The sequence below is a fragment of the Luteolibacter flavescens genome, assembly GCF_025950085.1.
Lineage (GTDB): Bacteria > Verrucomicrobiota > Verrucomicrobiia > Verrucomicrobiales > Akkermansiaceae > Haloferula > Haloferula flavescens.
In genome coordinates this window covers 335,522-349,062 of the sequence record NZ_JAPDDS010000004.1, presented here as the reverse complement: position 1 = coordinate 349,062, position 13,541 = coordinate 335,522, and the positions used below count along the sequence as shown (strand labels likewise).

Here is a 13,541-nt window from a genome sequence, read left to right as displayed (position 1 = left end):
GTCTTGTCGGGAGGGGACGGGCGGATGGGGTCAGTTCGCCTTGCGGCCGGAGAGCCGCATGTGGATCGGCATGGGCATGTCGGACGGGAGAGGCTCGGAGAACTGGAAGCCGATGAGGTCATTCCGGATCGCATCGTCCGCGGCGGAGCTGCCGGAGGAGCCGGTGAGCTTCACGCGGGTGACGCGACCGGTGGAGTCCACCCAGACAGCGACGCGGCCGTTGAAGGTGGCGGAGCGCGTCTTCGCGTTCCGCTGGAGTTCGGCGGTCAGCGAGCGGATGACCATGCGGGCAGCGCCGTCGTATTTCCCGGCGGGGATGCCGCGGCGGCCACCACCCGTGCCGGTGCCACCGCCGCCGCCCTTGCCACTCAGGCCGAAGCCATCGGGCGGGCCGTCGCCGGCGATGCCGGTGCCGAGCGGTGCGGGTTCATCGGCAGGAGCATCGGGCTCGGCGGGTGCCTCCTCCTGGATCTCCTCCTGGGCGATCATTTCCTCCTCCTTCGGCTGTTCCTCCGGCGGCGGCTCCTGCTTCGGTGGCGGCGGCGGGGGTGGTGGAGGAGGTGGCGGCGGGATATCGACGATGACGACGGAGGGGGCCTTCTTCTTCGGCTCCTCCTTCTTCCCGCACGAGGTGAGTGCGAGCGCGACCGCAGCCAGGCAGAGGCCTGCGGTGCCGGTGGTGATCCTGGTGAAAGAGGCCATGGCGGCGGTGAGTCGGGTGAGGATTACTTCGACGGCTCGGTGGCGAGGCCGATCTTCGTGATGCCCACGCGCCCGAGCACGTCGAGCACGTCCATCACGCCCTGGTACTGCGAACCGCGGTCACCGCGTACGACGACCGGGGTGTCCGGGGCGGAGGCCTTCACCGCGCTCAGCTTGCTCTCCAGCTCGGCGAGCGAGGAGATGGGCGTGGTGTTCAGGCGGATCTTCCCCTGGTTGTCGATGGTGATGGCCTGCATCTTCGGGCCGTCCATCTTCGGCGCGGCGGCCTTGCTCGCGCGCGGCAGGTCCACCTTCACCCCCTGCACGCCGGCAGTGGTCATGATGATGAAGATGAGCAGCAGCACGAGGTAGAGGTCCACCATCGGCGTGACGTTGATGTCATCGTAGCTCTTGTCGTCGGCAGAGGCCATGGCGTGACGTTCGAGGTGTTGTTAGGGATTACTCGATGACCTTCGACACCGGGCCGGAATTGTCCGAGCCCTGGTAGAACTCGGCCATCTTCGCGACGAACTCGTCGATGAAGACCTGCATCACCGCGATGGCGTTCTTGATGCGGCTGTTCAGGTAGCTGTAGATGAAAAGCGCGGGGATCGCGACGATGAGGCCGACCACGGTGGCGAGCAGAGCGGAGGCGATGCCGGGCGCGATGGAGTTCACGTTCACCTCGCCGCTCTTCGCGATGATGGCGAAGGTGATCATCACGCCGACCACGGTGCCGAGCAGGCCGACATACGGGCCGCCCGCGATGCTCATGGTGAGGTAAACGAGGCCACTGGTGAGACGGTGCGTCTCGTGGACGAGGCCGCCGTCGAGGCTGGCGCGGATCGCCTGGATGGAGCGGCCGGTGAGGCCCTTCCGGTGCGCGCGGTCCTGCTCGAGGCGATGGCGGATCTCGGTGGAGCCGATCTGGTAGATCTCGTAAAGCGGCGACTTGCGGATGAGCGCCTCGGTGGTCGGGTCGGCCTTGCCGCCCAAGCTCTTCACGCTGGTATTGCAGGAGTGGTCGAGCGCGGTGAGGTCGGAGGAAAGGGTCTTCCACAGGCGCATGAATTCCTTCGTGCCCTTGTCGATGGAGTTCAGGTAGGCGAACTTCTTGATGGCGACCGTCCAGCCCGCGATAATCATGAGCACGCAGACGCCGATGGCGATCCAGCCGTCGAACATCATGTTCTTCGCGATGTCGCCGAAGAGCATCACGTGCTCCAGCGCGCCGCCGTGGCCTTCCTCACCGGCACCGCCTTCACCCGTCTCCGACTGGCCGATGGCCACGAGACGCTGGGCGGCATCCGACGTGCCTTGGGATACGGCAGCCAGCTTGATCCAGCCCGCAGTGCGCGCGACCTTGTCGAAGCGGAGTTCATCGATCTCGCCCTGGAAGCTGGCGGCACCACCAATGGCGAGCGGGCTGTTCAGCGCGGGCAGCGCGACCTGCGCGAGCGAATACTCCGCTCCATTCACGTAGAGCTTCACCTGGCCGGCAGCGCTGACGATCGCGAGGTGCGACCACGTCTTCTCGGTGAGAGGCGCACCGGGCGTGCTGCGCGTGCCGCCGATCTCGACGACCGGGATGCCCTGGTCGAGCACCAGGCGGAAGGACTTGCCACCCTCGCTGCGCGAGAGGATCACGGCATTCGCGGCCAGCGCGGAGGGATTCACCCACAGCGAGACCGTGGCGGCCTGGCCTTCCGACCATGCGAGCGAGGGGCTGGCGGGGATGCTCACCGGCTCGCCGCTGCCGAGCAGGCGGAGGCCATTGCCGACGAGCGAGCCCTCCGCGGCCATGCCGGGGGTGGTGGCATTGTTCTCGTTCGAGGTAGAGTCGGCGGGATTGCCGGAAGCCTCGGCGAAGTGATAGATCGCGGCGGTGTCGGCGTCGTAGGTCTCGGTGGATGCGGCGGCGGCATCCGGCGCGGCATTCCCGTAGTAGAGATTCGCGACCGTCTGGCTGCCGGGGGAGACCTCGGGGAGCTTCACCCAGACGAATGCCTCGTTCATCAGCGAGTCATACTTCTCCACCTGGTGCGGATACACGGTCGCGCCGTCCTCGGAGACGAAGCGCATGTCCGCACCGCCCTCGGCTGCGGCGGTGAATTGGAAATTCCCCTCGTGCAGGCGCAGCAGGATATTCGCAGCACCGGTGGCATCGGGCAGCTTCGTGTCCGAGGCGGCGTCGATGGTGATCTTCTGGCGCTGCGTCCACGCGGGATTCCACCAGGAGCCGCCGCCTTCTTCAGCGGCGAGAAGCGGGGCTGCGGCGAGCAGGAAGGGGATGGAGAGAAGACGGAGGGTCATGGAGGAGATGCGGGCGTGTCGGAGAGAAGAAGGAGCGGGCGGGAGCGTCTGTTAGAAATCGCCCCACAGGCGGAAGGTGTACATCACGTCCTGCTCGCGGCCGGCAGGTCGGTCGAAGATGGGATAGGCGGCATCCAAGGATCCGTTGAGGTGGTCGAACAATCTCCCGCGCGTGCCGATGCCGACACTGCCGAGCTGCTCGCCGCTGTCCTGGCCGGGCAGCGCCTCGTGGATGCTGGTCACGCCGCCCTCGATGAAGGCATAGACGCGGAGGTCATCCTCATCGCCGTATTTCCAGCTCTCGGGGAGCAGGGACGGGCTGCGGAATTCGAAGGTGCCGAAGATCGCATTGTCCCCCACCACCTCGGACTCCAGGTAGCCGCGCACGGTGCCGAGACCGCCCGCGGAGAATTGCTCGGCATTCACCAGCGGCTCGTTCGACGCCTGGCCCTGGATCTTGGCGAACCACTGGTAGCCGTTCGTCAGGTCGCGCGTCTTCGAGATGTCGCCGCGGAAGTAGATGAAGCCGCCGGTCGCCTGGTAGCGCTTCGTCGCGTAGTCGTAGGCCGAGTCGCCCAGCCCGCGGAAGCCCCAGGTGAGACCGGCATTGATGTCGATGCGGTCCACCTTGTCCTTCGTCGCCGCGCCGCCCTGGATGGACGCGGTGTAGAGCGCGCTGAAGGGGTAGTAGGTGATGGGCGCTGGCAGCGAGACACCGGCGATGACCGTCTCGTCATCGTAGTTCTTGTAGTCGAAGCCGACGCTGAGCGAGTGGTAGAGATTCTTCGCGGGCGGCAGCGTCTTGATCGCGCGGAGGCCGATGATCTCGCCGCGGCCGAGCGAATTCGCACCGCCGAGCGTGGCCACGTCGCTATCCTGCTTCGTGCCCTGCAGCATGATCGCCCAGTCGGGGTGATCCAGCATGCGCGCCATGTAGTAGCCGGTGAAGACGCGCGCGTCATCGATGTCCTCGGGCGCGATCTGGAAGCTGAGGCCCGCGGAGTGGCCGAGCTGCCAGAGATTGTCGTAGGACAGCGAGCCATTCAGGCGGAGCTCGGAGGTGTCCGCGCTGTAGCGATTGTTCAGCTCGAGGCTGCCGTGGGCGGGCAGCTCGTCCTTCACCTCCAGGTCCACGTCCACGGTGCCGGGGACCACGCCGGGCTTCAGCGAGGGAGTAACGGTGCGGCCGGGTAGCTGGTTCATCGCCATCACCTCGTCGGTGAGGCGCGTGAAATCGAGCGGCTTGCCCTCCTGCATCGAGGGTGCCTGGCGGGTGAGAGCGGAGGGCGAGGTGAATTGGGCACCGCGCACGCGCAGGCGGCCGACGGGATTTTCCTCCACCTGCAGGGTGACGATGCCCTGGCGGATGCGCTGCTCGGGGATGAAGACGGAGACGGCCTTGTAGCCCTTTTCGTGATACGCCTTTTCCAGCGCCGCACGTGCCTGATCGACGTCCGATGGCAGGCGTCCCGGGCCGAGGTAGGGATACACCGCGCTCTGGACCTCGGCGGCGCTCAGGGTCTTCGACCCGCGCACGCGGTACTGGCGGATATACATCGGCCGCGGGACCGGGGCGGCTTCCGCGGCAGGGCCGGGAGAGCTGTTAGATGCCGCTGCCGGTGAATCCTGTGCCGCGGCGGGCAGGGTGGCGGCACCGAGCCACAGCCATCCGGCACCGAGGAATCGCGGGGCGAGGCGGAGGGATGAAGAAGAGGCGGGCACGGGCATGGATGGGGAGCCTTGCAAGCCCCGGCGATATGCCGCGCGGCCCATCCCCCCTCAACCCGCCTCAAGTGACGCTTCCGTCACGGTGGCGTCACACGATGCGTTACATTTCCGAATCATTCCGGGAACCATCGGAGCAACTGATTCGTCGTCAGCGAAATGGAAAACTGACGCTTTCGTGACAATGTGACAACGGGGGAACGCCGGAGTGTCATCTGCGCATACCCAGTCCAGCCGGAGTCATCACCGAAGTGGTCCGCACGCTCCGCGTGTGGTTCACCGTTCGGGGAACCCAGGGAGCGGCACATTTCTCTAACAACCACTCTCACCCTACCTTCAGTAGCCGGAGATCTCCGACCGCCTCAAGAACTGCCTCAAGCCGCACGCGGAGCGTGCGGACCACGATGGCACTGCCTCAATCCCCACCCCTTCCCTTCCCCGGCATGCGTGACAATGCCTTCTCCTCCGTCGCCTGCCCCTCGTCACCCTGCTCCTTCATCCAGGTGTCGAGGCGCTGCTTCAGATCGGCCGCCACGGGCTCCAGCGATTTCTCGCCGATGAGATTCTTCCGGCTCCACGGATCGGCATCGCAGTCGTAGAGTTCCTCTGCCGGGCGGTGCTGGAAGTCGTGGACCAGCTTCGCGGCGTGCTTGTCACCGGCCTCCCCCGCCTTCACCCAGCTCTGGAAGATCTTCCCGGGCGTGACCGCATTCTTGAAGGTGACCTCCGGCGTCAGATTCCGGATGTAACGGTAGCGCTCGCCGCGGATACTACGGATGCCGTAGTTCACGGGCCCGCGGATGATGCCCTTGGAGGTCTGCTGCGCGTAGGTGTGGTCGCGATGTTTCTCCGCCTGGCCGCGCAGCACCGGCAGGAAGGACTTCCCGTCCAGCCCCTCCGGCACTGGCAGGCCGGCGGCATCGAGGAAAGTCGGGACCACATCGGTGTATTCCACGATGGCGCGCGTGGTGCTGCCGGGCTTCACCTGACCGGGCCAACGGATGACGCAGGCGCTGTGCAGCCCGGCGTCGTAGCACGTCCACTTCGCGAAGGGCAGGTCGTAACCCTGCTCGCTGAGCACGATGACGAATGTATTCTGACGCAGGCCCTTTTCCTCCAACGCCGTGAGGATCTCTCCGACCTGTGAGTCGAAGTAGGTGATCTCCGCGAAGTACTTCGAGAGCCCGGTGCGGGTCTCCGGGGTGTCCGCCTGGATGGGACTGAGCTTGATCTTCCCCGGCGGATACTTACTGGCGTCGCCCTTGTTGTGCGGCGAATGCGGCTCCGTGGACGCGGCGATGAGCAGGAAGGGCTGCTTCTTCTCCCCGCACTCGGTGAAGAGCTGGCGGATGGCTGTTAGATCCGGGTTCTTCTTCACCGCCGAGTATTCGAAGGGGAAGACCGACTTCGGCTGGATGTGCGTCTTCCCGGAAAGATGCGTGCGATACCCGCCCGCCTGCAGGTAGTGGGCGATGCTCTTCACGTCGGGATAGGCCATCGTGTGGTTCGGCCACGCGCCGGACTTCACGGGGTGCAGCCCGGTGTAGAGATTGTGCCGCGTGGGCGAGCACGTCGGCGAACTCTGGAAGCAGCGCTCGAATTTCATCCCCTCCGCCGCGAGCTTCATCAGGTGCGGCGTCTTCGCCTGCCCGCCGTGGATCTCCAGGTCGCTCCACGTGCAGTCATCGGCGATGATGAGGACGAAGTTCGGCTTCTGCTGCGGCTTCGCTTCCGGCTCGGCGTGCAAGGTGGCGAGCGAGAAGACAAGCAGGATGCCCCGGATGAGGGCGATGGTGCGGGATGGTTTCATGGCAGTGCCAGGCTTGGATTGAAATTCAGGGAAAAGTGGCTGCGGCATCTTGCCGCAAGCCTTCATGTGCATCTGCAGGGCTTGCGGCCTGCTTCCACGGACTGGTGCAAGGCTTGCGGCAGGATGCCGCAGCCACGGTCTTATTCCTTCCCGGGGAAGTTCGGCTTCAGGTCCTGTGCAGCCTGGAATGCCTCCGGCGTATCGAGCACCGCACCGGGATCAAGCTGGTCCTTCAGATAGCGATCGAGCGCCGCCGAGAGCCGCGCCTTCACCGCCGCATGTGCCGGATCGTTCGCGAGGTTCTTGTGTTCGAAATTGTCCTGAGCGGTGTGATACAGCTCCTCCGCGGGACGATTGATGAAGCGCTCCACGAGGTGGAGGTGCTTCGGCTTCTCTGTGGAGGAAAAGACCCACGTGCCCCAGTACGGATTGTGCTCCGTGCGGCCCATCAGGTGCTTCTCGATGTAGATGCGCTCCGGGGTGAGATTCCGGATGTAACGCCACTCGCCATCGCTGATGGAGCGAATGGGATACGGCGGGCCTTCCGGATAGTTGTTGTGCATGCCCTCCACGTATTCACGGTGCGTGTCCTTCTCCCCGCGTAGCACCGCGGCGAAGCTGGTGCCGTCGAAGTCCTTTGGCTCGGGCTTGCCACCGGCGATCTCGATGAAGGTCGGCACCACGTCCGCGTACTGCACCAGCGCCGGGGTGCGACGACCGGCAGGCACCACGCCCGGCCAACGGGCCACGATGGAGGTGTGCAGGCCGAGGTCCCAATTCGTCCACTTGCAGCCGGGGAATTGCGCGCCCTGCTCGCTGGTGAAGAGGACCAGCGTGTCCTTCGCCTTGCCGGTCTTTTCCAGCATCTCCAGCAACTCGCCGACCTGGCCGTCCATGTAGGTGACCTCGGCAAGGTAGCGCGAGTAGCTCTGGCGCGTCAGCGGCGTGTCCGCGAGGTAGCCGGGCAGCTTCAGCGAGCGCGGCGGATACTGGGAAGCATCGCCCATCACCCAAGGTGCGTGCGGCTCGGTCAGGGCGACGACAAGGCAGAAGGGCTGCTTTTCATCGCGTGTGATGAATTTCCGCGAGCCCTCCAGATCGTGCGGCAGGGTGGGGTCGCGCACGCAGTTCTCGTCGAAGCCGGGGACTTCCTCGAAGGGGTAAACGCTGCGGGGCTTGATGTGCGTCTTTCCCGCGAGGCCGACGCGGTAGCCGAGATCGCCGAGATAGTGGGTGATGCTCTTCGTGCCCGGGCGACTCGTCGCTTGGTTCCAGGCGCAGCCATTCCGCAGCGGCAGGCGGCCGGTGTAGAGCTCGGAGCGGGAAGGCGCGCACATCGCCATGCCGAGGTAGGCGCGCTCGAAGACGGTGCCCTGCTTTGCGAAGGCATCGAGGTGCGGTGTCTTTGCGTTCTGTCCGCCGTGGAATGAGAGGTCGCTGTGCGTGCAGTCGTCCGCGATGATGACGAGGATATTCGGCTTCTCCGCCGAGCGCAGCAGCGGCGAGAGCATGACGGCCGCGATGAGGGTGATCCAGGGTTTCATGGAAGTGAGATGGAAGATCGTGGATGGACGATGGGAGATGGAAGATGGAAATCGGGCGCTCTGCGGTGGGCTTATACTGGGAGCGCGGAGCCACCGGCCCGCAGAAGCGATATGGCGGCGGTGGTGAAGGGTGGGGTGAAAGGAGGCTTGAGGGCGGTGTGGACCAAATCTTGTGGTGGATGTCTCACGGTGCTTCTGCGAGCCAGTGGCCCGCGCTCCCAGGGGGGGCGGCGAGGTGCTTCAGCTACTAGGGATATCGTGGATGACGTGACCGGCACTCCTGGGAGCGCCGGTCATCAGACCGGCTTGGATGGTGATTCGGTATTGTTGTTTACCCTTGGTCGGCGGGGCGGGTGGGACCTTGCCGGCGAGGAGCTCGGGCGGAATGAATTCCGCGTTCCCAGTGGTGGGCGATGCGGGCTTTTGCGATGTAGCAGCCGGTGAGGGACCACTCGGGCCGGTCTGATGACCGGCGCTCCCAGGAGAGGGCTGGCGCTCTTGAGGAGCCCTCCCCACCTGCACCCCACTCGTTCATTTCTTCTGCTCCTGTTGCTTCTTCTGTTGTTGTTGCTGCTGCTTTCTCTGCCCCGGCTTCTGCTTCGGATAGACGTGAGCCCTTGCCGCCCAGGTTTCCCATTGGGCAGACATCGCCGCGACCTTCTCCGGTTGCTGCTTCGCCAAGTCATTCAGTTCGGTGCCGTCCGCGGTGATGTGATACAGCTCCCACTTGTTCCGCTGGATGCCGCGCGGCATCGAGACGCCCTTGCCGACCAGCTTCCACTCGCCGTCACGGACGAAGGCATTGTTCTCATGCTCGATGAAGATCGGCCCCTTGCGGGCGAGCGACTTCCCATCGAATGCGGGCGTCAGCGGAATGCCATCCGCCGGGAGAATCGCGTGACCCTCGAATTCCTTAGGATACGTCGCGCCGGTCACGTCCACCACCGTGGCCATCAGGTCGATCAATTGCGCGGGCTCGCGATACCAATCGCGCCCCGCCTTGATGCGTGCGGGCCAGTGCGCGATGAATGGCGTATTCGCCCCGCCCTCGTGCGCGAAGTGCTTGTACTGCCGGTAGGGCGTCGCGGACGCATTCGCCCATGCCTTGCCATAGCTCGGGCTCGCCCAGTCCGTGCCCGGCTCGCGATCCTTCACCGGGTCGCCCTTGCCGATGATGGACATTTCCGCGCACGCGCCATTGTCGGAGAGGAACATGATCAGCGTGTTCTCATACGCGCCGTGCTTCTTCAGCGTGCCGATCAGGTCGCCGATCTTCTGGTCCACGCGGTCGATCATCCCGGCATACGCCGCCATGCGGTCCGCGGACTCCTTCTGCTTCGTCTCATCGAGCGAATCCCACGCCGGCACCTCGGGATCACGCGGGGACATCTTCCAGCCCGCGGGGATCAGGCCGGATGCCTGCTGCCGGGCGAAGCGTTGCTCGCGGAGCTTGTCCCAACCCATCGCATACTTCCCGCGATACTTCTCCAGCTCCTGGTCGTGCGCATGCAACGGCCAGTGCGGCGCGGTGAAGGCGAGATAGAGGAAGAAGGGCTTCTCCTTCTCCGCTCCCGCCTCGTGCTCGTCGATGAACTTCCGCGCATGATCGGCGAAGGCGTCGGTGGTGTAAAACGGGCGGTCCGTTGTGCTCTTCGGATTTCGGTCCGGCTCATTGCCATCGTACATGATGCGCGGGCCTACCGGGTGAAAATAGTGCGTGGCCCCGGCGAGGCAGCCGTAGTAGCGGTCGAATCCGCGCTGCAGCGGCCAATCGCCCTGGTCCTTCCCCGCGAGGTGCCACTTCCCGGTCATGAAGGTTGCGTAGCCCGCACTCTTCGCCACCTGCGCGAGCGTCACGCATGAGTCATTGATATTTCCCGCGTAGGATGGGGGCACCGAGTTGTCACCATTACTATTTTCGCCGGTCATGTGGCCGATACTCACCTCGTGCGGGTGCAGGCCGGTCATCAGCGTCGCACGCGTGGGGCAGCAGCGCGCGGAATTGTAGAACTGCGTGAAGCGCAGGCCGTCCTTCGCCAGCGCGTTCAGGTTCGGCGTGTCGATCTCCCCGCCCCAGGCGGGCAGATCGGAGTAGCCCATGTCATCCACCATGATGAGGACGACATTCGGCTTCTTCTCCGCCGCGTCTGATACGAGCGGGACGGAGAGCAGGCAGGAAAGCAGGAGTGCGGATTTCATGGGAAAAGGTTGGTTCGCAGGAAGTCAGGCCGTGGGTGTCTCAGGGGTTCTCGCCGTAGCTGGGGCGTCTCGCCCCAGTCCGTTGGAGGGGCGTCCCGCCCCTCTTCTTCAGGTATCTATCGGGAAACAATTGGAAGGTGCCTAATAAAACAGGAAGGGTGACGGAAACCGGAAAACAGGGGCGGGACGCCCCTGAAACGGACTGGGGCAAGATGCCCCAGCTACCTTTGGTAATTATGGCCAGCGCGGTTCCATCACTTGTTTCAGAATTTCTGTGCTTCATCCGGTCCCGGGGTTGCATACGCGGCGTCCTTCGCGCGCATCCACACGTCGCCGTCCTTCATGCGAATTTCCATGGGCACGATGGTCACGCCGCGCTGGTTGATCGTCTGCGCCGTCCCGGAGAGATCGCGCGTCTCGATGCCCTCGCGCGGCAGCGGCGGCACGTTGCCATTGAAGAACGCGGTGCACCACCACTTGCCATCGCGGGTCTGGAAGGGCGTGCCGTGACCGAGGAAGCGCCCCGCGAACTTCCGTTCGCCATAGGGTCCGGTGATCTTGTCCGCCGTGCAGTAGTAGAGATTGTACGATCCCTTCCGCCCCTGGTCCGTGGACCACGCGGTGCCGATGTGGGCATACTTGTCGCCCACCTTGATCATCGTCGCGCCCTCGTGGCCGATGCGGCTGATCGGCTGCCCCTTCGGCCCCGGGCGGCTGCCTGCGGGATCGATCCGCACCGGCTCCGCGGTGAAGCTCGCGAGATCCGCCGACAGCGGCGCGATCATCGTATTCTGCCACAGCATCCACCACGTGTCCCCGTCCTTGAAGAGCGAGGGATCATGCTTCTCGCCCAGCTTCCGCTTCATCGGATGCGTCCACGGGCCCTTCAGTTCAGCGCCACTTGTCAGGGAAAAATTCGCGCTCGCGGCGGGGCAATGCACCAGCGCCCAGCGGTCACCCATCCAGTGGAGTTCCGGTGCCCAGACGAACTTCCCCTTCCTCACCCGCACGCTGTCCTCGAGCGTGAAGGGCGTACCAAGATACTCCCACTCGACGAGGTCCTTGCTCTTCCACACGCGCACCGTCTTGCCCACGATGGAATTGTCGCCGAGGCCGACGTTGTAGGGATCGCTCTTCTCGCGCGGGTCATTCTCGTCCGGCGTCGTGCCCGTGAGATAGTAGTGATCATCCGGGCCGAGGGTGATGTAGGGATCTCGGATCCAGCCTTCCTTGATGTAGAGCGCCCGGTCGTGGCTCGCCAGCCCGGCCTCGATCTCCGCGCGCGGCATCGCGGGCAGGATCGGTGCGGCCTCCGGTGATGGAAAGATCTCGCCGGTGCTGCCCTCCTGCCGGGGCGCAGCGGCAGTAGTGCGCGTGCCATCGAGCAGTGCCGCCTCGCGATGGATCGCGGCGAGCGTCTCCGGAGTCAGCTTGCGCACCTTGCGATCGTAGGTGATGAGGCCGTTGATCTCGCCCTCCACGTCCGTCGTCTGCGTGTAGATCCCGGCGGCGACGCCCTTGGCCTTCAGGTCCGCCAGCGTGCGGATGGAGGTCTTGTAGCGCTCCAGCCATTCGTCCTTGTCCTTCGGCAGGCCGCCGTAGCCCCAGTTCCGCGCCTTCGGGTCCCACAGGTGACCCTCCACGGGGAAGCCGTGGCCGCCGAATTCACCCACCACCTTCACGTAGTCCTTGAAGCGTCTCGGCTGATTCAGCGGGAAGCCGGGGTGCGGATAGCGGTGTTCATCGACGATGTGGCCCACCGGCCAGAAATTCCCGCCGGACGCGATATTGATCTGCCGCGTCGTGTCGTACGGCACCACCCACTCGCCCACTTCCATCGTGCGATGCTGGCCCCATGCTTCATTGAAGGGCACCCACTGCACGATCGCCGGGTGGCTGTAGAGCAGGTCGATCATGCCCTTCAGCTCCTTCATGTAATGCGCGTGCGCGTCATCCGGCCACACGGCATCCACCGGCTTCGGCGCGAGGCGGGTCCACGGCGGACTGCTGGAGCCTTCCTTCTTCCGGCCCTGCCCGGTGCCCGAAGAAACCTGATCCTGCCACACGAGCATGCCGATCTTGTCGCAGTGCGTGTAGTAGCGCCGTGGCTCGACCTTGATGTGCTTGCGGATGGTATTGAATCCCGCCGCCTTCAGGAACTCGATGTCCGAGCGCATCGCCGCATCGGACGGCGGCGTCAGCAGACCATCCGGCCACCACCCCTGGTCCAGCGTGCCCCAGTGGAAGACCGGCTTGCCATTCAGCAGGAAGCGCAGGTGCCCGGCCTCGTCCCTCGCGATGGTCGTCTCGCGCAGGCCCACGTAGGACTTCACCGTGTCTTCGCCCGCGGTGATGGTGAGGTCGTAAAGCGTAGGCGACTCCGGCGACCACAGCCTGGGCTCCGGGATCGCGAGCGAGATCTTGTTGGATGGCCCGGTGGCGCGCGCGATTTCCTTTCCATCCAGCGTCGCGATCACCGTCGCCTCCACCGCCTCGCCGGAGGTGGTCAGGAAAATCTCCACCTTTCCGGAAATCGCCGGCGTGATCTTCGCCGCGGTGATGTGATTTGCCGCCACCTCCTCCAGCCACACCGTCTGCCAGATCCCGCTGACCGGTGTGTACCAGATTCCGCGCGGCTCCGTCACCTGCTTGCCGTGGAGTTGGTAGCCCGTGTCGGTGGCGTCGGTCACCTTCACCTCCAGCGTGTTCTTGCCCGCCTTCAGCGCGTCGGTGATGTCGAATGAGAATGGCAAATTGCCGCCCGTGTGCGTTCCCACTTCCTCGCCATTCACGCGCACGGTGGACTGGCAATCGACCGCCTCGAAATTCAGCACGACGCGCTTGCCGGGCGTTGTCGTGTGCTCGAAATCGCGGCGATACCAGATGGCGTCATTCGCGGTGATGCGTTTCTTGACGCCGGAGAGCGCCGACTCGATGGCGAAGGGCACCAGGATCTCGCCCGCCAGCGACTCCGGTGCGGGCGCGTCCTTCGGCGTGATGGCGTAGTTCCACAGGCCGTTCAGGTTCGTCCACTGCTCGCGGGCGAGTGCGGGCCGCGGGTATTCGCGCCAGGCGGACTCCGGGGTCAGCTTTTCGCCCCACTCGGTGAGCATCGACCCCGGCGCGGCCTGCCACGCGATGGCCGGGATGGGCACCGCGACGAGGGCGAGCAACAGCAGGGGCAAGGACTTCCGCAGGATCATGACCGGATAATTTCGCCACACGCGGAAGTGTGGCGTGCGAATTCT

Annotated in this window: 8 protein-coding genes; all 8 read right to left on the bottom strand. The window is 65.0% G+C overall.

What is annotated here, in order from left to right; genetic code table 11:
• Nucleotides 1–30: 30 nt before the first annotated feature.
• The 8 genes from OKA04_RS09440 to OKA04_RS09405 all read right to left on the bottom strand — a co-directional run bounded on the left by OKA04_RS09440 (nucleotide 31) and on the right by OKA04_RS09405 (nucleotide 13,496).
• A complete protein-coding gene (locus tag OKA04_RS09440) occupies nucleotides 31–702 on the bottom strand; it encodes an energy transducer TonB family protein (protein WP_264500905.1) in 672 nt (223 codons plus the stop codon).
• A 23-nt stretch (nucleotides 703–725) separates the two neighbouring features.
• Entirely contained in the window at nucleotides 726–1,133 is a 408-nt protein-coding gene (locus tag OKA04_RS09435) for an ExbD/TolR family protein (protein WP_264500904.1), read from the bottom strand.
• Between the two features lie 28 nt (nucleotides 1,134–1,161).
• Nucleotides 1,162–3,015 carry a DUF2341 domain-containing protein gene (locus OKA04_RS09430; protein ID WP_264500903.1) on the bottom strand — a complete coding sequence of 618 codons (1,854 nt, stop codon included), beginning with the start codon at nucleotides 3,013–3,015 and terminating at the stop codon, nucleotides 1,162–1,164.
• 51 nt (nucleotides 3,016–3,066) lie between these two features.
• Nucleotides 3,067–4,743, bottom strand: a complete 1,677-nt coding sequence (locus tag OKA04_RS09425) for a ShlB/FhaC/HecB family hemolysin secretion/activation protein (RefSeq protein ID WP_264500902.1) — start codon at nucleotides 4,741–4,743, stop codon at nucleotides 3,067–3,069.
• 412 nt (nucleotides 4,744–5,155) lie between these two features.
• Nucleotides 5,156–6,550, bottom strand: coding sequence for a sulfatase family protein (locus tag OKA04_RS09420; protein ID WP_264500901.1), 1,395 nt, complete (start codon nucleotides 6,548–6,550; stop codon nucleotides 5,156–5,158).
• A 140-nt stretch (nucleotides 6,551–6,690) separates the two neighbouring features.
• On the bottom strand, nucleotides 6,691–8,094 hold the full coding sequence (locus OKA04_RS09415; protein ID WP_264500900.1) for a sulfatase family protein: 1,404 nt from the start codon (nucleotides 8,092–8,094) through the stop codon (nucleotides 6,691–6,693).
• 531 nt (nucleotides 8,095–8,625) lie between these two features.
• Nucleotides 8,626–10,293 carry an arylsulfatase gene (locus OKA04_RS09410; RefSeq protein ID WP_264500899.1) on the bottom strand — a complete coding sequence of 556 codons (1,668 nt, stop codon included), beginning with the start codon at nucleotides 10,291–10,293 and terminating at the stop codon, nucleotides 8,626–8,628.
• Nucleotides 10,294–10,556: 263 nt separating this feature from the next.
• Complete coding sequence (locus tag OKA04_RS09405; RefSeq protein ID WP_264500898.1) at nucleotides 10,557–13,496, bottom strand: family 43 glycosylhydrolase; 2,940 nt, start codon at nucleotides 13,494–13,496, stop codon at nucleotides 10,557–10,559.
• Nucleotides 13,497–13,541 lie beyond the last annotated feature (45 nt).